The organism is Polaribacter cellanae (assembly GCF_017569185.1).
GTDB lineage: Bacteria > Bacteroidota > Bacteroidia > Flavobacteriales > Flavobacteriaceae > Polaribacter > Polaribacter cellanae.
The window spans coordinates 3,718,316-3,738,883 of sequence record NZ_CP071869.1 but is presented as its reverse complement, the minus strand read 5'-3'; the positions used below and the strand labels follow the sequence as shown (position 1 = coordinate 3,738,883).

The following is a 20,568-nucleotide window of genomic DNA, read 5'->3' as shown; positions in this document are numbered from 1 at the left end:
CTCATGAAAAAAATATTACTTTTAATAATCTTAATTTCTTATAATGGTTTTGCACAATGTGTAGATCCTGTTATAACAAATTTTGAATGTACACCAGCATCCTATACTCTTACTGGAGCATTAGTTTCTGTTGCAAATCCATTTTCTTCTGGAGTAAATACAAGTGCAAATGTTGGCCAATATACAGATGATGGTACAGCAGCTTTCGATAATTTAACTTTCGATAAAGGTGCTGCAATTAATTTAACAACCAATAATGTTTTAAAATTTAAAGTATATTCTACAAAAAAAGCACCTTTAGTTGTAAAACTAGAAGGAGGAACTACTCCTGCAAAAGAAATAAACCTTTCTTTAGATGTTACAAATAAATGGATTGAATATACTGTAGATTTTAGTTCCGAAAACACAAGTAATCATCAAAAAATAGTTTTCTTTTTTAATTTCAATAAAACTGATGGTACAACAACAGATATGTACTATGTCGATGATATTAGATGGGAAACCTCAACAACAAGTACAGCTCCAGTATTAACTGACTTCGAGAGCACAAAACCTTCAGATGGAGAATTTTTTGGAACTCCTCTTGCTGGTTCTACAAATTTAAAATTAACAATAGTTTCAAATCATGTTGCATCTGGTATTAACCTAAGTAAAAATATTGGTAAATACAAAGACGATGGCACTAATGGATTTGATGGACTTGTTTTTGATTATGGTTCTCCAATAGACTTAACAACAAATAATTTTTTAAAAATAAAATTATACACACCAACATCTGTTCAAATTTTAGCAAAATTAGAAGGGGGTGCAAATGCAGTAGAAATATATTCTCCATTTAGTACAGATAATGGCCCTTTAAATTCTTGGATAGAATTTACGTTCGATTTTAGTACTTATTCTAATAATTCTTCTGGTGGCGATGCAAATACTAAATTGGTATTATTTTTAAACCCAGCAAAAACAAACGGAACAACTTCAGATATTTATTATTTAGATGATATTGTTTGGTCTTCGTCTGCAACAGCAGGTATTAATAATCTTGCTTTAGAAAAAGAAATCCTAGCATTTCCAACAATTACTAAAGATCATATAAATATAAAAACAGCTAGCAATAACATTCAAAATATTAACGTCTATAATGTTAGCGGTCAAAAAGTAATTCAAAATAAAAACATTAATAAACAAGAATATTTATTAGACATCTCTACATTAAGTAAAGGTATTTACTTTGTTAAAGTAAAATCTAATAAAAATGTTAAAGACATTAAAATAATTAAACAATAGCAATCTATGAAAAATGTACTGTTACATCTTAAAAAATATACTATTTTATTGTTAATAGTATTTAGTTACTCTTCTTGTGAAAATGAATTAGAGAAATTTCCAACAATTACCTTTACACCTTGTGAAAGTACAAATGTTGTTGTAAATCCTAATATTATTAACGACTTCGAGTGTCAATCTAATATTGTGTTGGCAAACGTAGAAGCTGTAAGAAACCCTGCAGAAATTCAAATAAATAAAAGTCGTTTTGTTGGAAAATATATAAATTCTGATGCTGCAGCTAAAAATATTTCTATAGATTTAAGTAAAACAATAGATTTTAAAAATTTTGCAATTTTTAAAATTAAAATTAGAACAGAAGAGGAAGAAAGTAAAATTAATGTAAGATTAGAAGGTGGCAAAACTGGCGCAATTAATCGAGAACAAAATATTACTGCAGATAATGGTTGGAATGAATATACATTTGATTTTAGTGATTTTTCTAATGAAGAACATAACAAATTAACCCTAAGTTTTAACTCACCTAATAGTGGTGCAATCTATTATTTAGATGATTTATCTTTAGATGCCTCGAAAAATATTTGTGAAGGTATAGATAAAGATAAAAGTATTGTTAACGATTTCGATTGTCAAAAAAATGTAATTATTCCAGAAGTAGAAAAGGTATTAACACCTAACAAGTCTCCAATAAACGAAAGTAACTTTAGTGGTAAATATGTAGATGGACTTGGTGCTTGGGATGCAGTAATTATAGATTACAAAGAAGCAATTGATTTATCTATAAACAACATTTTTAGTATTAAAGTACACGCACCAGTTGCAGGAACTTTAAAGGTAAAGTTAGAGGGAGGAACATCTGCTGCCATTGAAAAAGACCAACAAGTAATTGCTGGAGAGTGGAAAGAATACACATTTAACTTTTTAGATCAAGCAACAGAAAACCATACCAAAATAGTACTATTTTTTAATGCTGGTGTAGATACCAATGGAACTGACGAATACTTTATAGACGATTTAAGGTTTATTGAAGACCCATGTGCAAATACAGTTGCAGATACATCTATTTTAAACGATTTCGATTGCCAAGTTAATAGAAATCCAGAAGGTAATGTAACAACAGAAGTTGTAGAAAACCCAAATAAAAATGCAAATAACACAAGTTTAAACGTTCTTAAAGTAACCGATAACGGAACAGAACCTTTCGACTTTTTAGTTTTCGATAATACAGAAGCAATAGATTTAACGTCAAAAAACATATTAAAAATTAAAGTTCATTCCTCCAAATCTGTTCCATTATTAGCAAAATTAGAAGGAGGAACTTCTACACCAAGTGAAATTTGGGGAACAATCGATACAGTTGGAGATTGGAAAGAATATAGTTTCGACTTTAGTAGCCAAGCAAACGAACAACACAACAAAGTGGTTTTCTTTTTTAATGGAGGACAAACTGACGGAACAACAGAAGATATTTATTTTATTGATGATATTAAATTCGTAGAAGCCAACACAATATCTTGTACTGGTGTTGTAACAGATGAAACAATTGTAAGCGATGCAGAATGCCAGCAAAATTATACTATCGAAGGAGACGCTGCTACAACAGTTATAGATAACCCAAATAAATCTGGAATTAATAATAGCGAAGCTGTTTTAGAAGTTAGAGATAATGGAACAAATGCTTGGGATCATTTATTGTTTAACTTTGGTAAATCTATAGATTTATCTACAAAAAACGTATTAAAAATTAAAGTTTTATCATCCAAAAACGCACCTCTTTTAGCAAAGTTAGAAGGTGGTACCTCTGCTGCAAATGAAATCTGGGGAGCTATAAATACAACAGGAACTTGGACAGAATATACTTTCGATTTTAGTTCGCAAGCATCAAAAGATCATCAAAAAATAGTTTTCTTTTTCAATGCAGGAGAAGCAACTGGAGCTAACCCAGATATTTATTATATAGACGATATTAGATGGGAATAAAACCATTGCTTTCTTAATAAACCCATTACATCACTTTAATTTAAACAAGTTTTAACTTATTTATAATAAAATAAAGCGATGTAATGTTTTTTTATACCCTAAAGAAAAAATTAGTTACAAAAAAAATATAAAAATGAGTAATTCTCCACAAAATCACCCACCTGTAAAAAAAGATAGCAAAATTCCTTTTTTACAATTAGCTGCTTATGGTTTTGGTGGTATTATTCCCATAGCATTATTTAATATTGCAGGCCAATTAATGGGGCTTATTGGAAACATTAGTATGGGATTAAGTGCGCTTTGGCTTGGAGTAATATTAATTATACCTCGTTTATGGGATGCTATTTCGGATCCAATTGTTGGACATTTTTCAGACAATATTAGAACACCTTGGGGTAGAAGAAGACCTTTTTTATTAATTGGAGGAATTGCTGTTGCTATTAGCTTTGTGTTAATGTGGTGGATTCCAGATGGTAAATTGGTACATGAATGGTTTTCTACAGAAGAGAGTTTTCAATGGTTTCAATTAGGTTATATTCTTTTTTGGCTTTTAATTTTTTTTACAGCTTGTACAATTTTTGAAATTCCTCATGGTGCTTTAGGCATGGAAATGTCTACAGATTATCATGAAAGAACAAGATTATTTAGTGCAAAAAGTTTTTTAGGAAACCTTTTTGCAATGAGTACTCCCTGGCTTTTTGCTTTGGCAAATATGGAATATTTTAAGGGTGCAGATGGTAACGAAGCAGATGGAATGAAGTATGTTTCTATGTTAGTAGCTGTTATTTTAATTCCACTTTCTTTTTGGTGGTTTTTTACTGTAAAAGAACCAGGTTTTAAAAAGGTTAAAAAACAAAAAAAAACGCCATTTTGGAAAGACATAAAACACACCTTTAAAAACAAAACATTTATTAGATTGGTAGCCATTGTTTTTACGTTGGCAATGGGTTTTAATTTTGTAAACTTATTAGGCTATTATATTCCTATCTATTACATTTTTGATGGAAACAAAGAAGTAGCTTCTACCCTATTAGGAATCAACGGAACTATTTGGGCAATTACAGGTTTACTGGCTGTTTTTCCATTAAATTGGTTAAGCCCCAAAGTTGGTAAAAGAAAAACACTATTAATTGCAATAGGTTTAATGTTTTTGGCTCAATTATCTAAAATTGTTTGTTATAATCATGAGTTTCCCTATTTAATAATAATTCCAACTATTTTATTATCTGTAGGAATGTTGTTCTTTTTTACTTTAGGTTCTTCTATGGTGGGTGATATTTGCGACGAAGATTATTTAAAAACAAATAGAAAATCGGAAGGTAGCTATTATTCCATTTTTTGGTGGTTTATAAAAATGGGAACTGCATTGGCAAGTTTTGTGGCTGGTTTGTTAATTGTTTTTACTCAATTTGATGAAACACAAGTAATAAAAGTAGATGACTTTAAAGGTTCCATAAATAAAATTGAAAAAAACATCGCATTTGTTAAAGAATCTCAAAAATTAACTTTTGTAAAATATCAAGAAAATTTAAATACACTTTACAAAGAAAATATAGCGGATGTTAATGATTATTTAATTACTCTAAATAATTTAAAAACTAAAATAGCAGAAAACACAGAAGCAACAGAAGCAGAAAAAAACTTTAAGAAAGACTTATATCTAACTGCTACAAAAAATATAAAAAAGATAAAAAATACTTTAGAAAAGGAGCATTCTATTTTAGATTATAAAGAAGCAACTTCAAAATTTAAAATGGTTGCGAATAAAAATATTTCATCTTTTTCGAAAATTGAGCTTACCAGAGCCAAGTTAAATGGTGCATTATTATTAGATCATTTAAAGAAAGAAGCTACAACAAATAAAAATAGTACAGAACATTATAAAAATCTTGTTACAAATTTATCTGAAATTAATCATCAACTTAAAGATTTACAAACAACCAATTTAGATGAGTTTTTTACAGCTATTAAAGATATAAAACTGCAAGTAATGCCTCTTAATCAACAATCTCCTTACACACTTTTAATGATGAGAGCTGTGGAAATTGGGTTGCCTTTAATTCTTTGTGTTATTTCATTTTTATTCACTTTAAGGTATCCTTTAACAGAAAAAAGGTCTTTTGAAATTAAAGCTGCTATAGAAAAAAGAGAGCAAGAGCAAGAGCAAGAGCAAGAAGAAATTAACATATAATTTTCCAAAATAAAAAAAAACAAGTTATGCCTTTAAATAATAATTTAAATATAGAAAACTCAAAAGGTCTTTCTTTTCAGTTTTTAGAGAATGGTTTAATTAAAAGTATAAAAGCAACTCCTATAAGAATTAGCTTAAAAGAAACCTCTTTATTCTCTAAAGTTGGAGCGAATTTATATTTAAGAAAAAAAACAAATGGTTATTCATATAAAGCAATTTTAGGACCAGAAAGCAATAGTACGTTTACTATAAATAAAAACTCTTTTATAGCAGAAGGTATTTGGGGTACTATTTCTTATAAATGTACATTACAATTATCTTCTAAAAGTTTAAGTTGGCAATGGTCTTTAGAAACTAAAAACACCTCTGATACAGTTTTAGAATTAGATGTAATTTATATACAAGATGTGGGTTTAAAAGAAGTCTCTAATGCTTTGGTAAACGAATATTACGTTAGTCAATATTTAGAAAGACGTATTTTAGAAGACAGTAATTATGGAGCTGTTGTTTGTTGCCGACAAAACTTTAAAGCAAGCGAAGAAACACCTTGGTTACTTTTAACTTGTAAAAATAAAGCAGCATCTGCAAGTACAGATGGTATTCAATTTTACGGAAAAAATTATAGAGAAACTGGTGTTCCAGAAAGTTTATTGAAAGAAAAATTAGACGGAGAATGTTCTGGAGAATTAGCCATTGTTGCTTTACAAGAAAAACCATTTTTGTTAAAAAAGAATGAAACACACCATAGTGTTTTTATTGGAAAATATGTTTCAAATCACCCAGAAGCTACAACAGAAAAAGATTTAGACCTTTTGCCTAATGTTATAAATGAGTTTAAAGAGAATACCATTCTTCAAAAAAAAGAAAACATTTTTAAACCCAGCAAAAACATCTTTAATGCTGCTATTTTTTTACCTGTACATTATTTAGGTTTAGAAGAATTAAATCATTACTTCAGTAAAGAAAAACGCCATTTAGAATATAAAGACAATCAATTATTATCCTTTTTCTATGAAGAAAATAATCACGTAGTATTAAAAGAAAAAGAAATATTAGTAGATCGCCCACATGGACATATTATGCAAGCAAAAGCTGGTTATACTCCAGATGAAAGTATTGTTTCTACCACTTCTTACGCATGTGGTGTTTTCAACTCTCATATAACACAAGGTAATACCAATTTCAATCGTTTTTTATCACTCTCTTCGAGTCAATTTAATTTAGAAGTAGAAACGGGACAAAGAATTTTTGTAGAAATTGAAGATAAAAAATATCTTTTAGGGATTCCTTCTGCCTTTGAAATGGGTTTAAATCACTGTAGATGGATCTATAAATTTAAAAGCCATTGTTTTCAAATAAGAACTTGGACATCTAAAGATGTACCACAGGTTAATATGGACTTTAAAGTGCTAACAGGCTCTAAAGTAAGTATATTAGTTACCAACAATTTAGACGAGGCTATAGATTGGAAAATTCAGGAAGAAAACCCAGAAGAATTTGTAGCAAAACCGAATAAAGAAAGTCAAATAGCAAGTAAATTTCCAAACGCACAATTTAGAATTCGAATACAAAGTAACCAAGTAAATTATAAAATTACTGGAAGTGAAACCCTTTATAATGATGGGAAAAAACATGGTGGTTCATTCTTTAATATTTCAATAAAAGAAACCTCTAATTTTAGTATCAGTTTCTTAGGAGAAGTTGTAAAAACCTCTAATTTTATTAACATAAAAAACACTGATACACAGTTTACTTTAGATTGTAAAAATGCCAAGGAAAATTGGAATCATTTATCTTCTAACCTTTCTCTAAAAGGAAATAATAAAGATATTTCTATATTACAAGAAATTTTACCTTGGTATGGAGTTAATGCACTTACACATTTATTAACACCACACGGTTTAGAGCAATTTGATGGAGCTGCTTGGGGAACAAGAGACACAACACAAGGACCTTTTGAATTACTTTTATGTACAGAAAAGTACGATGAAGCAAAAGAAATATTAAAAATTATATTCTCTAACCAAAATACAGATGGTGGTTGGCCACAATGGTGGATGTTTGATAGTTTTTCTGAAATTAGAGCAGGTTCTTCTCATGGAGATATTCATCATTGGTGTATTATTGCCTTAGGAAATTATATAAAAGCAACAGGAGATGCAGAATTTTTATCTGAAATACTTCCTTATTATAATGAAAAAGGAAAAGAAACTGCTGAAAAAACATCACTTTTAGAACATGTAGAAAGGCTTATAGATATGCTAGTAGACTCCTTTATTCCTAATACTTCTTTTGTGCCTTTTGGTGGTGGAGATTGGAATGATTCTATGCAGCCCGCAAGCAAAGATTTGGCAGAAAAACTAATCTCTAGCTGGACAGTTGAGCTAAATTACCAAGCATTTTCTAACTTTACAGAAGTATATCAATTAATTGGAGACCATAAAAAAGAAACACGCTTAAAAAATATTTGTTCTAATATAAAAGCAGATTTTAATAAATACTTAATTAAAGACAATATTGTTGCGGGTCATGGTTTAATTGAAGATGACAATAGCATTAGTTTGCTACTGCATCCTTCAGACACAAAAACAAATATTCAGTATCGTTTGTTACCAATGATTAGAGGAATTATCAGTGGTATTTTCACAAAAGAACAAGCCCAATTTCATTTAAATTTAATTGAAAAACATTTAAAAGGACCAGATGGTGCACGTTTAATGAACAGACCTCCAAAATATAATGGTGGTATTCAAACCATATTTCAAAGAGCAGAAAGTAGTAGTTTTTTTGGTAGAGAAATAGGTATTATGTATATGCATGCACACTTACGTTATGCAGAAACACAAGCAAGAGTTGGTAATGCAACTGCATTTGTAAAAGCTTTAAGACAAGCCAACCCAATTGCATATAATAAAATTGTTTCTTGTGGAGATTTTAGACAATCTAACTGTTATTACAGTAGTTCTGACGTTACATTTAAAAATAGATATGAAGCCGATGAACGTTATGAAGCACTAAAAGAAGGTAAAATAACTTTAAAAGGTGGTTGGCGAATTTACTCTAGTGGTCCAGGAATTTATATGGGGCTTTTAGTTTGGCATTTATTAGGTCTTCGTACAGAATATGGCAAAACAATTATAGATCCAGTACTTCCTAAAGATTTTAATGGTTTGTCTGCCGCTATTAATTATAAAGGTTTTCCTTTAACTATTCATTTTTCTGTGCAAGAAGAGGAATATCATCCAAAGAAAATAACAGTAAATGGTAAAAATATCGATTTTGAATATCAAAAAAATCAATATAGAAAAGGAGGTGCTGTTTTAGATTCGAAAAACTTTATTAAAACATTAAATTCAGAAAAAAATAATATTGAAATAATTATTTAAAAAATAATTGACTTAAAAACCCCTAAAAATGAAAAAAATACACTACAAAAAAATAGTAATAATTACTATTTTACAAATTTTAATATTCAGTCAAAAAACAATTGGCCAAATTACAATAGATCAATTATTAGAAAATACATGTAAGTTGTACGAATCTATGAGATTACCAAATGGAATGTATAGAGATGCAAAAATTATAAAAACAGGCTGGTCTGATTATCACCCGATTTCTGCTGCTAATGTTGGCACTGGCCTTATTGCATTATGTATAGCAGACAAAGCAGGTTATATTACAGATGCTGAAACAAAAGCAATAGAAACTTTAAAAACTATTTTAGGATATACCACAGGTTTTACTCCAGATAGAAACAATAAAGGGTATTATAGACATTTTTTAGATATAAATACTGGTGCACAGGCTTGGAATTCTGAATATAGCACAATTGACACTGCATTATTAACAACAGGTGCCTTGTTTGCAAAGAAATACTTTAGTAATAACACACAAATTGCTACTTATGCTAATGAACTTTTTTTATCTGTAAATTGGGTTTCTGCAATAGATAATCCAACAACTGGTTCTATTTGGTTAGAGCAAAATGCATTAGGAAATGGGCAAGGTTCTTCTGCAAAACCATTTAACGAGTATATGATAGTTGCATATTTAGCAAAAAAATCTGAAGGAAACTCACTAGGAAATGGAACAACTGCTTGGAATGTTTGGACTCAATTAAGTAATTTTGCCTATGCAAATTATTGGGGATACCAAATATTATCAGATTACAACTCGACGAATAGTTTCCGTTCAAATTTTGTAATTCAGTTTCCTTTTTATTTAGTTCCTTGGGCGCATAACAGTACTGTATATAAAACCTATATGTCTAACAGCTTAGCCGCAGATAAGCTATATTATACAAAAATTCAAAGTTCTTATCCTACAGGTCATATTAGTAATTATGAATGGGGATTAGGAGCTGGAAGTTCTCCTACAACTATTGGTAATACAGCTTACACAACTATTGGTTATCATGCAGATGACATAAATAATCATCCAGCAAAAGTTGTTTCTCCTCATATTATTGCAGGTTTTTTACCAACAGACGCAACTGTAAAAAATGATTTAATTCAAATGTTATCTGGCACAAGAGGGCTGTACAATCTCCCAACAGGAGAAACTCTTTTATGGAGATATAGTTTAGACGAAATAACTTGGAAACCTAACGAAATTCAAGGGGTAGATTACTCTTCTATGCTATTTGGTTTGGCTGCTAACAAATTTGGAAATACATTTTTTTCTACTTACAATAATTATGATTTTCCTGCAACTACTAAAACAGCCAATAAGACACATGTTCTAAATACAAAACCTAAAATAGATATTAGTAACTTTAACATACATCCAAATCCAGCATCAACAAATTTAACTATTGTACTTCCAGCAAACACATCAAACACAATAGTTAATATTTATAACTATTTAGGAAAATTAGTCCTAAAAAGGAAGCTAAACACCTCTAACATATTAGAGGTTAAAAACTTATCTAAAGGGGTTTATATTTTAAAACTTAACGTTGGTAATAAAATTTATATCAAAAAATTTATAAAAGAGTAAATAAAAAAATAACCTTACTTCTTTCTTCGAAAAATTCTCATTAATTAGGTAAAAAGTATGTTCATAAACATTACTATTATTTGAACAAAATAGCTTTAAATAGATAATATTTCAATAAAAAATTAACATATTCGACTGTTCACGTTACATAAACAAGTGACAGAAATGAATATAAATCTTTAGAAATAAAGGTTATATTAATCGTTTAGATTTATTTGACGGCGATAATTTTGATACACAAATTGTTGCTGTAAATTATTGGCTGAAAAATATATAATCGCCAAAACCACATAATACCATTAGTTAAAACTAAATAATACTATTCAAACCCAAAAAAAGACAAAAAAAAATCAAGTATTTTAGTTTGAAGGAACTACAGTCCAACTCTTAAAATGACTTGATTTAACGTGGTTCAAGAACAAAGTCGAGAAGCGTTGAGCAAATATATAAAAAATTATGTAACTACTTTCTCTCCTAAATTTACTTTTCGCCTAAAGCCAGATTCTGAATAATCAATTACAGTACTTTCTACATAATATAAACCAACCCTATCAGGATAAACTTCACTTTGTAATTGAACTTTCATACCGTGTTCTATTTTAGGACTACCAAAGCAAGTTATAGAGCCAGTAAACTTATTTACTTTGTATTTTTTTAAATCTAAAATTGCTAATTTTTCTAATTCAGCTTCAACCTCAATACCATAGTAAGAAAGTTGTTTTTCTACACCATTCTTATCGCCTACAATAACTTTTACAGTGTTGCCGTTAGATAGTTTAGAAACTGCATTTATACGTATTAAGATGTCTTCTTTTGTTGTATAGTTTAAATCTTCATTTACTATATTTTTTTCTAAATGAAGATTAACAGTTTCAACTTCAAAATCATCTGCATATATTTTCCCACAAACCAAAGTTCTAGCTTTCATATAGCTATATAAACTGTATTCAGTTTTTAGATACTCGAGTACTTGCGCAACTGTAGTTTTTGGAAATCTAACTGGTGGAATCTCAATTTCTAAAGCTTCAATTTCATATTTTGGCAATATTGTTTTCAACAATTTTTCCAATGTTATTTTTGGTAATGCAATATTAACAGGCGTTCTTTTTAGGTGGTACATTTCATCTTCGCATTTTATTACTAAAGGTACTCCGTCTATAACTTCCGTTACATAACCTATAAACTCTTTGTTTAAGACACCATTATAGCCTAATTCTATAATTACTGGGTCGCCTTTTCTTATGAGTTTATAGACACCAAAAAAACTAAAATCTGTGCCATTTTGATTTTTGACACTAGCGTTTTTTCTTGGTAAGGTTATTACTGCTATATCTGTTAAACGTTTCCAACTTTTCTCTATATGTACAGAAGTTATTTTTCTTAAAAAATAAATCTCTGAATGTACATCAGTAGATGGAAAAGTAATTTTACAATTCATTGCTAAAACCATATTTTTTTAAATTTAAAAAGCCCCTTTGCAGGGGCTATAATTACCGTGAGAAGCTTTTTTACTGTAGGGTGTACTTTTTATACAGGAACGGATACAATTGCACCTATACCTTTGTTTCTGATTGGTAAAGCAACAAAACGCTTATCAAAACCTACAATTGTTGCACGTTCTTTAGGGTCGTCTTTTGTTTCATACATTTTTACACTACCATCCGCTTTCATTACTTCGTCTTTTTGGAATGAGAAACTACTATGGTTACCAGCTGTAATAGAACCAAAAGGAATTTTAACTAATGCATTTGTATATTTAGGGTTTTTTGTAAACTCTAACATATTAAAACCTGCAAAACGTTTAGGATTTCCTTTTGAAAAATCTGTTATATCCTTGAATGATTTTAAATCAATTTTTATTAAATCTTCTGTATGTTTAGGGTCTAGTACTAAATATCTACCCTCTTTTGGGATGTCTAAATCATCATACCTACGTTTTAATAATAGAATATCATTTACAGTTAATCTTTTAAAACCGTCGCCATTATCATCTCCTGTTGCTTCAATTACTGGAGTAAATGTAGTTTCTGAATTTGGTGCAAAGGCATGAGCTGCTTTTTTTGCAGTTGTTGTTCTTAAATTCATTTTATGACCATAAAGTACACTTTCTAACTTTTCGTAAGCTAATTCTACAGCTTCCGGTCTTCTAATAAGTGTGTTTTCAGTTTCAAATAAATCTAACGTAATTTCAAGAGCAGTATCAGTTCTTTCTGCTACCGTTATTGGATACGTTGTATTATTGATTAATACTTCGGGATCTATTCCCACTTCTGTCATTGTGATTTTGTCATACTCTACTAATGGAGAAAAATCTTTTGCAAACTGCAAAAAAGAATACTCAGGGTAAAAGTTTTTCATTAAGTGTTTTACCCAAATTTGTTTTTTTAATGTTGCCATTGATAATTTTTTTAAAATATTTATGTTCGTATTAATTATTGTTCGTCTGGAAATGCTTTAGCTACAAGCTCTTGGTACAACTTTGGTTTTCTTTTTAACTCATTTGGAGCGTATTTTCTGTAGTCGTCTAGTTCCCATTTACTTTTATCTTTTTCAATTGGTGTTTTAGCACTAGAACCTCTAACTAACATTTCGGATATTGGAATTTTAATACCTATCATTTCATTAATTAAATCATTGGTTCCTGAATAATCTAAATTCAACATTTTCTCAAAATGTCCTCTTAAATTTGGCGTAATTTTCTTTTCTTTTTCAGCCATATTTAATATGGCATCAATACTTTCTTTTGTAGCTTTTTCGCCTTTCTTTTCTTTCTTTTTTTGTTTCTTCAGTTTCTTAACTGCTTTAACGATTTCTTCATCACTAGCACCTTTTTTTAGGTCTAATAACTTTAAAACTTCTTTGTTCATATTTTCGGATTTATTAATTACATAACAGGCGAATATTTCGCTAGGGTTGTTTGCTAAACTGTTTACTTTCTTTGTTAAAACATTATTTTTAACTTCATCAATAAAACCATTTTTTAAAGCTTCATCAGAATTTAACCACGTTTCTTTATCAAGCATTTTAGAAAGCTTGGTTTTTTTGATACTTGTTTTTTCAAAATAAGCCTCAATTAAAATGCTTTTTATTTTATCTAATAAATCAGCACTTTTTTTCATTTCTTTACTATCTCCTTGAGCGCTCATTGTAGGGTTATGTATCATATACATAGCATTTTTTGCCATTACAATTTTATTACCTGCCAAACAGATAACAGAAGCCATAGAAGCCGCTACACCATCTATATGAACGGTTATGTTTCCTTTATGTTCTTTTAAAGCATTATAGATTGCATAACCTTGGAAAACACTTCCACCAGGAGAGTTTATTTTTAAAGTAAAATCGCCCTGGACTTTCTTTAATTCCTGTAGAAAACTTTCATCTGTAATTTCTCTACCTATTTGACCGTATATTGTTAGTTCTTTCATTGTATTTATTATTGATTTGAAGCTATTTCAATTAAATCATTCTTTACTAAATTTGGTATTTTTTGCCAATATTCTTTTGGTGGTGTTTCTTTCAAAACACGTAATTCTTCTGTAGTTTCAAAATGCTTTTTCTTCAATGCTGTTAAATCTTCTAATACCCTTGTAGGTTCAGCAAAAGCCCTTTTTAATTGTTCGTCATTAAGCTCTAATTGTTTTACAAGATGAATCGCCCAAAAAATTGTTTCGGTATCATTAAAATCTTCTTTTCTTTGTGTAATTAAATCTAAAATTGAATCTCTTATTAAGGTTACGTCTTCTTGAGGTTGAAAATCATACTCTATTTCTACTACTATTTTTTTGTTTTTTGTATCTATATGTACGCTCATAATTTTTAGCTTTTAAATGTTGTTTTAATTAGGTTTAAATGGTTTTTAAATTCTGTATTGCATTTCTTATTAATCGAAAGTTTGCACCTCTGTAAAGTGTTCTTTTTAACTTTTCATCAGTAATATTGTTATGCTCACAAATGGTGTTAATTTCTGCTTTCGTAGGTGTGTTTAATTTTTGCCAATAACTTACTCTACTATAAAATTCGGGCATTCCAATTTTGTTTTTATCAGAAGCCTTTTTAATATTTGTGTACAAATACTCTACACCTGCTAAAACAATACCTGCATTATCTTCTACACCATCCCAAATGTCTTGTATGTACATTAAAGCGTTTTCTGACAGTTTACTTGCCTCATCAATAATTAGAAGCGTACCGCTATTTTTATTCATTTCATCTATAATTCGTTTAGTCATTTCAAAATCAGAAGACAAAAAATTAACACCAAAACCCTTTAAAATTTCATTTAAAAATTGTTTGGTTCTCATAGCTCTTGAACACGTTACCATATAGGTATTACTATTGTTGTTATAGTAATTGCGTAAAGCCAACGTTTTACCTGCTCCAGCATAACCTATAATACCAACCATTTTATGCAACATTTTAGCTTCGTTGCAACTCTTTTGTATGGTGCTAAAGTTGGCGGTTTCTATGGCAACCCATTCTTTAGTATCAAAAAAACTTCTAATTTTTAAAAGCATACTTTGATTTAGTTTCTCCCAATTTTCATTTAGTAAATTGGTAATCGTTGCAGGACTTACGCCCAACATTTCAGCCATTTTATTCTGACTTACTTCTTTGATTTTTAAAAACGCTTCAACTAACGTTTTTACTTCTTGCTGAATTACTTGTTTTTTCATACTTTTGCTTTGAGATTAATACACTTATTTTGATATATTGCTTTATATCAATTTTAAAAGAGTTCTTTTTATGAAGAACTCTTTTTTATTAATAGTTCTTCAAAATCTTTTACACCAGAGTGTAATATTGTTTTAATTGGCTTTTTTGTTAGTTGATATTCAGCATCTTTTGTAATACCATTTTCATTGTAATAGAGTTCTAAAAAGTCTTCACTTTCTTTAGTGTTCACTTGATTTTTTTGTAATGATAGCGGATGTACAAGCTCTAAATTGTCTTCATTTTCATGCTCTAAACCTTTGTCAATGATTTTTTGCGTTTGGTTCTTTAAATAGTTGTGGTAACTTTTCTTTTTGGCTTCGGATTTTATAATATTTGATACTTCTTTACTTTTTGGGTCTTCTGGTGCTAAAAGTTCAGCTTTTATAGAAGCTTTACACTCGCAAATAGCAGTATCTGTGTTGTAATCAAATAACATTATCCAATCTAAATCATTTTCATTGTAGCGAATTGCTACTTTTTTGCCTTGTAATTCTGCCTTTGTTTGGTGTTCTTTTATCTCGAATGTATGTTGTACTTTATTTACTTTAAACTTAACCATACCACGCTTTATAGTAGTACTGGTTTTGCTCCAAAATAGTAAGGCGGTTCTAACAGCATCCATAGGAACTGCATTTGGTTTATCAAAAGAACTACAAACCTCATTAGGCGATTTGCGACCACCAATAGAACGCTCGTTATATTTTGCAATCATAGTAGCAATTTGGCTTTTCATTTCGTTAGGCATTAACAAACCGTTTTTCTTTGCCATTTTTTGCAGAAATTCTGCATTAGGCCTGTTATTCCTTTTACTTGTAATTCCTTCGCCTATATATCCTTCATATAAAGCACATTCTACAGATTGGAACGTACCAAAAAAGCGTTCTATATAACTCTTATCTTGCGCATTACCTACTTTAGAATTACGCCATGAAACGCCTAATTTTGCCATTTGATTTTTTAAATCAATGATTTCTTCGGTTTTTCCTGCACTAAAATTGTCTGAAACTATTTGAGAGGGTAAATACCCCTCACTCATAACTGCTAATTTTAACGCATTTAAGATGTTAAAACGAGTTTCTGAATAACCAATATCAAAACCAACTATTTTGCGACTACAAACATCTATAATTGCAAATAAATACATTCTTACTTGCTTGGTGCGGTCTGAATTCCAACAATAAAATTGCATCGGCGTTCCGTCTATCATCCATACATTAGCAGGAAATTGTGTAACATTTCTAACTGTATGAGGTAAAATAGTATCGCTAAAGTATTTTTTACCATATCTGTAAGAATCTACCAACGTTCTAAATTGGTTATCAGTCGTCATAATATGCTTAACAGAGCTTTCTGAAATTGTTTGAAGTCCTTTTAGTTCGCAATGATGGTTTACTAAATCGGTAACCACTCTATAAGAATAAATTTGCTCGTATTGTAAGTAAGAAAGCAGTAACATTTTATGAAAATCTGTTATTTTTACATTTGCTTCATTTGGCTTTAAACTATTGTTAATAATAACATCTAAACCAGTTTCGCCTTTTAATAAAGCTTTTCGTAAAGCAGTTAATTTTACTTTAAAATGAATGGCACTTCTTACTTCTGATTGTAGTATAATTTCACTTTTTTTGATAAGTGCTAAATGAATTTTAAACATTCTTTTAATGCTACCATAAGTTGCCTTTTCTAAAGTGCCAGTTAAATGAATCATTTCTAACCAGTAAGCGTGTTCTTTTGCATAAGGTATTGCTAATTCATTTTGCTTATCTGATGAATAAGCTAATCTATTCCAATAAATGTTTATGTATTGTTGATAGTTTTTTGAGTAGGCATTTAATAGGTATTCTGCATTGGGCCCATCAAGTAAGGTTGTATTATTTGAAAAATCTTTGCTTTGTAGTTTCTTGTAATCTTCGGAGGTTGGAATATTGTATTTTGTACGCGTTCCTTTTGGTATGGTATCTAAATTTATTAATATTTTACGCTTATCTTTTGCATCTTTAATATTTTCCCATGATGGAGATTTACCTTTACGGAAGTTAAATAAACCGTTTTTTAAGGTATTAACGCTAATTCCGTAGCTTAATATTTCTTTATATGGTACAAAACCTATCATTAATTACTGGAATAGATTATTTATGTCATCAGCTAACTTTTTATTTAGGCTTAATAAAGCTTGAGCTTTTAAATGTTTATCCTGTAGTTCCTTTAATATATTAACTGCTTCAGTCATAATTTTTAAATATGTAGTACTTCTACATTTCGTTTTGCACTTAAAAAAATCGCCTACCGTTTTTTGGGTAACATTAGTACGTTCTGCAATTAGTTTTTTAGAACCATGTGGTAATGCGTTTCCTACTTTAATAATATTTTCGTTATTTTGCATGGTAGTAAATGTTAGTTTTGACACTTTAAATATCATTTTGACACTACAAATATACATTTTTATTTTAAATAGCAAAGAAATGAGTTTAATTTTAAGGGAGATTAGAAAAAAATACAGCCTGACACAGTCTGAATTCGCAGTAAAATTAGGTGTTACAAGAAGTGCTATAAGCCAAATAGAACTTGGCAGGAATGAACTTTCAATGAGTATGGCAAAGAAAATTTCGAAGTTATTTGAAGTGTCATTACGTGATTTAATAGAAGATAATCATGCAGGAATAAGTCAAGAATTATACAAAGGAAATGATATTCATAACTCTATTTACGGTCAAATTTCATTAATACCATTTAATATAGATCAAGTTGAAATTGTATTATTAACTATTGATGAATTTTGTACTGATAAAAAACTTAAAAAAGAATTTGTATTATCTTCATTTGAAATATTTGTAGAAGCATCAAAATACGAAGAGCTTATAAAAGAGTTCTATCAAAGAGAATCAAATAAAACGTTAAATCTTGAGTTTGTGGAAAAAGTAACTAATACAGTAAGTGAATGCTACCGTATAGCACTAATTGCATTATTTAACGTTACATCATTTAATTATAAATCGATAGAAAGGTATTATAAAAAATAGAGAATCATATTCACACCTAATTTTAACACCTAAATAATTATAAGCTTCACACCTAATCTTTTAAAATTTAGTATACTTATTTTTAAATTGCTGATATTCTTACATTTAACCTATTGATTAATCTTTAAAATATAGTTAAACCTGAATTATGCAATAGATGATTTAAAATTTTGTATAAACGATTACGATTATTAGCTTTACAGTGAATTTAACACATAACCCAAATGGTTAATCTCCCTATAGAGTATTCAAGTAAGAAAGTCACCCCTTTTGGAGGGATGAGCTTAATGAAGCGTTTTATTGATCAAACAGAAATTAGAGAACAACTAGCACAATTAGATTTACCTCAACCAAGCTCTAATGCGGGTTATAATCCTGCACATATAACTGAAGCTTTTTGGTTGAGTATTTGGACAGGAGCCTCTCGTTATATCCATTGTGATTGGTTACGTTATGATAGCGCATTGCAAGAAATTTTTGGATGGAATCGTATGCCTTCACAAAGTACCTATAGTCGTTTTTTTGGCAAGTTTTCTCAAAAGCGCAATACAGAAGTATTTCCAAAGTTGCAACATTGGTTTTTCAAGCAATTAGATGTTGACAACTTAACTATAGATTTTGATAGCACAGTTATTACAAGATATGGAGAGCAACAAGGTAGCGCAAAAGGTTATAATCCCAATAAAAAAGGCAGGAACTCACATCACCCATTAATGGCCTTTGTGAGCCAAACCAGAATGGTTGCCAATGCTTGGTTAAGACCAGGCAATACAGCAGATAGTAGTAGCTGTAAAGAGTTTATGGAAGAAACCTTCAATGAAGCTTTAAAGGACAAAAGAGTTGGTTTAGTTCGTGCAGATAGTGGTTTTTACACACAAGATTTATTAGATTATCTAGAAGGCAAACAACTCAATTACATTATGGCAGCACGTATGTATCCAAATATAAAAAATACAGTTTGGAGTTTGGATAATTGGATAGAGCTCACAAAAGGAATTGAGCTTAATGAGATGATTTTTAACCATACAGATGGTAAGTCAAGGCGCTATATTGTCATAAAAAAGAAAGTAGAAGATCGTCCAAAAGCAGCAGGGAAATTACTCTTTGATGATCTGCCTGGTTATCGTTTTAGTTGCTATGTAACTAATCTAGATTTACCCCTAGACCAAGTTTGGAATATCTACAACACCAGAGCTGATTGTGAAAACAGAATCAAAGAACTCAAAGAAGACTTTGGATTGGACAACTTTTGTTTAAAGAATTTTTGGGCAACTGAGGCTTCCTTTAGATTCATTATGGTGGCTTATAACCTAATGAGTTTGTTTAGGCATTTTGCCTTAAATCATCATAATCGAGCAACTTTAAAAACCCTAAAAGTCTATTGCTTTGCATTAGGAGCTTGGACAGTAAATCATGCTAACAGAAAGGTGTTAAAGATTGCTTTGAACACTAAAAAAAGACCTTGGATGGACGGATTATTCTCCCAAATTAATAATTTAAGTCCTCCTTTTGTTTATTCCTAATGCATAATGCGGGTTAAAGCTATTAATACTATTTAGGTGCGATTATTTACTAACAAACTCCCAAAAACCTTTTATTAATTAGCTTTTCAGCATTTTTCACAAAAACCTAAAAAAAGTATCACTTCATATTTAGGTAATAAAAAACGCGTTTTTATCTCTTAAATTAAAATGGTGTTTTTTCAACTTAAATTTATTATTATACCTTTGTTTTAGTAGCAAGTAGTGGTTTTTTTTGTTGCCAATGGTACAAAAATTCCAGTAAATTAACCTTTATAGTCAAGATGTTTCAATACTTTGTTTTTAGTAAAATTACTTTAAAGCCTTTATTCCCGTAGGTTTTTCGCCTTTTTGGGGGTGTTTCCCTTAAAGTAAAAAGTATTATAGGGGGTTAACTGTTATAAATAAAACCTATTATAAATCAAAATAAAAAACATTATTGTAAATATTCTTAAAAAAGTAGTACAAAAAAATGAAACAGAAATCCCAGAGATTATATTAGCTCAAACTATAAACAAATCTACAAAAGTCTTTATATTTTATTAGATAAATTAAGTCTCCGCTATTCGATCCTTTAAAAACAAAAAACTCTTGAAAACCAAAAGGTTAACAAGAGTTTAAGTGAGCCCTGAAGGATTCGAACCTTCGACCGCCTCCTTAGAAGGGAGGTGCTCTATCCAGCTGAGCTAAGAGCCCTAATTAATATTTTTAAGAAATTTAAACCCTTGAATATACAAGGGTTTAAATTTCTTAGCGGAGAAAGAGGGATTCGAACCCCCGGACCTGTTACAGTCAACAGTTTTCAAGACTGCCGCATTCGACCACTCTGCCATTTCTCCAGAAGTCTATCAGGTATTCC

General features: G+C 29.8%; 14 protein-coding genes and 2 tRNA genes. 7 read left to right on the top strand and 9 right to left on the bottom strand.

Annotation, left to right across the window (positions count from 1 at the left end; translation table 11 throughout):
• The first annotated feature begins 3 nt into the window (after positions 1-3).
• From J3359_RS16615 to J3359_RS16595, 5 genes are all read left to right on the top strand, one after another.
• Positions 4-1,284 carry a T9SS type A sorting domain-containing protein gene (locus J3359_RS16615; RefSeq protein ID WP_208078204.1) on the top strand — a complete coding sequence of 427 codons (1,281 nt, stop codon included), beginning with the start codon at positions 4-6 and terminating at the stop codon, positions 1,282-1,284.
• 6 nt (positions 1,285-1,290) lie between these two features.
• On the top strand, positions 1,291-3,264 hold the full coding sequence (locus tag J3359_RS16610) for a carbohydrate binding domain-containing protein (protein WP_208078203.1): 1,974 nt from the start codon (positions 1,291-1,293) through the stop codon (positions 3,262-3,264).
• A 133-nt stretch (positions 3,265-3,397) separates the two neighbouring features.
• Positions 3,398-5,455 carry an MFS transporter gene (locus tag J3359_RS16605; RefSeq protein WP_208078202.1) on the top strand — a complete coding sequence of 686 codons (2,058 nt, stop codon included), beginning with the start codon at positions 3,398-3,400 and terminating at the stop codon, positions 5,453-5,455.
• 26 nt (positions 5,456-5,481) lie between these two features.
• Complete coding sequence (locus tag J3359_RS16600) at positions 5,482-8,841, top strand: GH36-type glycosyl hydrolase domain-containing protein (RefSeq protein WP_208078201.1); 3,360 nt, start codon at positions 5,482-5,484, stop codon at positions 8,839-8,841.
• Positions 8,842-8,869: 28 nt separating this feature from the next.
• Entirely contained in the window at positions 8,870-10,453 is a 1,584-nt protein-coding gene (locus J3359_RS16595) for a T9SS type A sorting domain-containing protein (protein ID WP_208078200.1), read from the top strand.
• Positions 10,454-10,907: 454 nt separating this feature from the next.
• Here the strand turns inward: J3359_RS16595 and J3359_RS16590 are convergent, their stop codons facing one another.
• The 7 genes from J3359_RS16590 to J3359_RS16560 form a co-directional block, all read right to left on the bottom strand.
• The gene (locus tag J3359_RS16590) at positions 10,908-11,891 is read right to left on the bottom strand and encodes a hypothetical protein (RefSeq protein WP_208078199.1); all 984 of its coding nucleotides are present in this window, start codon (positions 11,889-11,891) and stop codon (positions 10,908-10,910) included.
• A gap of 89 nt (positions 11,892-11,980) precedes the next feature.
• Positions 11,981-12,850: a hypothetical protein gene (locus J3359_RS16585; RefSeq protein WP_208078198.1), complete on the bottom strand. Its 870-nt coding sequence runs from the start codon at positions 12,848-12,850 to the stop codon at positions 11,981-11,983.
• A gap of 35 nt (positions 12,851-12,885) precedes the next feature.
• Positions 12,886-13,881 (bottom strand): head maturation protease, ClpP-related, encoded by a 996-nt coding sequence (locus J3359_RS16580; protein ID WP_208078196.1) that lies wholly within the window; start codon positions 13,879-13,881, stop codon positions 12,886-12,888.
• Between the two features lie 8 nt (positions 13,882-13,889).
• Positions 13,890-14,267 carry a hypothetical protein gene (locus J3359_RS16575; RefSeq protein WP_208078194.1) on the bottom strand — a complete coding sequence of 126 codons (378 nt, stop codon included), beginning with the start codon at positions 14,265-14,267 and terminating at the stop codon, positions 13,890-13,892.
• A 34-nt stretch (positions 14,268-14,301) separates the two neighbouring features.
• A complete protein-coding gene (locus J3359_RS16570) occupies positions 14,302-15,129 on the bottom strand; it encodes an AAA family ATPase (RefSeq protein WP_208078192.1) in 828 nt (275 codons plus the stop codon).
• Between the two features lie 68 nt (positions 15,130-15,197).
• Positions 15,198-17,282 carry a TnsB C-terminal domain-containing protein gene (locus J3359_RS16565; RefSeq protein ID WP_208078190.1) on the bottom strand — a complete coding sequence of 695 codons (2,085 nt, stop codon included), beginning with the start codon at positions 17,280-17,282 and terminating at the stop codon, positions 15,198-15,200.
• 3 nt (positions 17,283-17,285) lie between these two features.
• Entirely contained in the window at positions 17,286-17,552 is a 267-nt protein-coding gene (locus J3359_RS16560) for a hypothetical protein (protein ID WP_208078188.1), read from the bottom strand.
• Positions 17,553-17,631: 79 nt separating this feature from the next.
• Here J3359_RS16560 and J3359_RS16555 point away from each other — a divergent pair, with 79 nt between their 5' ends.
• The gene (locus tag J3359_RS16555) at positions 17,632-18,189 is read left to right on the top strand and encodes a helix-turn-helix transcriptional regulator (RefSeq protein ID WP_208078187.1); all 558 of its coding nucleotides are present in this window, start codon (positions 17,632-17,634) and stop codon (positions 18,187-18,189) included.
• Between the two features lie 224 nt (positions 18,190-18,413).
• Complete coding sequence (locus tag J3359_RS16550; RefSeq protein ID WP_208076639.1) at positions 18,414-19,712, top strand: IS1380 family transposase; 1,299 nt, start codon at positions 18,414-18,416, stop codon at positions 19,710-19,712.
• A 619-nt stretch (positions 19,713-20,331) separates the two neighbouring features.
• On the opposite strand, the gene J3359_RS16545 is transcribed toward J3359_RS16550, so the two are convergent.
• Both J3359_RS16545 and J3359_RS16540 read right to left on the bottom strand, forming a co-directional pair.
• A tRNA-Arg gene (locus J3359_RS16545) sits at positions 20,332-20,405 on the bottom strand.
• Positions 20,406-20,463: 58 nt separating this feature from the next.
• Positions 20,464-20,548, bottom strand: a tRNA-Ser gene (locus J3359_RS16540).
• Positions 20,549-20,568 lie beyond the last annotated feature (20 nt).

Bases quoted from the DNA above. Each gene is read 5' to 3' on its own strand.
- J3359_RS16565 (WP_208078190.1), bottom strand. From the start codon at position 17,282: ATGATAGGTTTTGTACCATATAAAGAAATATTAAGCTACGGAATTAGC.
- J3359_RS16610 (WP_208078203.1), top strand. From the start codon at position 1,291: ATGAAAAATGTACTGTTACATCTTAAAAAATATACTATTTTATTGTTA.
- J3359_RS16590 (WP_208078199.1), bottom strand. From the start codon at position 11,891: ATGAATTGTAAAATTACTTTTCCATCTACTGATGTACATTCAGAGATT.
- J3359_RS16560 (WP_208078188.1), bottom strand. From the start codon at position 17,552: ATGCAAAATAACGAAAATATTATTAAAGTAGGAAACGCATTACCACAT.
- J3359_RS16595 (WP_208078200.1), top strand. From the start codon at position 8,870: ATGAAAAAAATACACTACAAAAAAATAGTAATAATTACTATTTTACAA.
- J3359_RS16605 (WP_208078202.1), top strand. From the start codon at position 3,398: ATGAGTAATTCTCCACAAAATCACCCACCTGTAAAAAAAGATAGCAAA.
- J3359_RS16555 (WP_208078187.1), top strand. From the start codon at position 17,632: ATGAGTTTAATTTTAAGGGAGATTAGAAAAAAATACAGCCTGACACAG.
- J3359_RS16570 (WP_208078192.1), bottom strand. From the start codon at position 15,129: ATGAAAAAACAAGTAATTCAGCAAGAAGTAAAAACGTTAGTTGAAGCG.
- J3359_RS16600 (WP_208078201.1), top strand. From the start codon at position 5,482: ATGCCTTTAAATAATAATTTAAATATAGAAAACTCAAAAGGTCTTTCT.
- J3359_RS16580 (WP_208078196.1), bottom strand. From the start codon at position 13,881: ATGAAAGAACTAACAATATACGGTCAAATAGGTAGAGAAATTACAGAT.
- J3359_RS16585 (WP_208078198.1), bottom strand. From the start codon at position 12,850: ATGGCAACATTAAAAAAACAAATTTGGGTAAAACACTTAATGAAAAAC.
- J3359_RS16575 (WP_208078194.1), bottom strand. From the start codon at position 14,267: ATGAGCGTACATATAGATACAAAAAACAAAAAAATAGTAGTAGAAATA.
- J3359_RS16615 (WP_208078204.1), top strand. From the start codon at position 4: ATGAAAAAAATATTACTTTTAATAATCTTAATTTCTTATAATGGTTTT.
- J3359_RS16550 (WP_208076639.1), top strand. From the start codon at position 18,414: ATGGTTAATCTCCCTATAGAGTATTCAAGTAAGAAAGTCACCCCTTTT.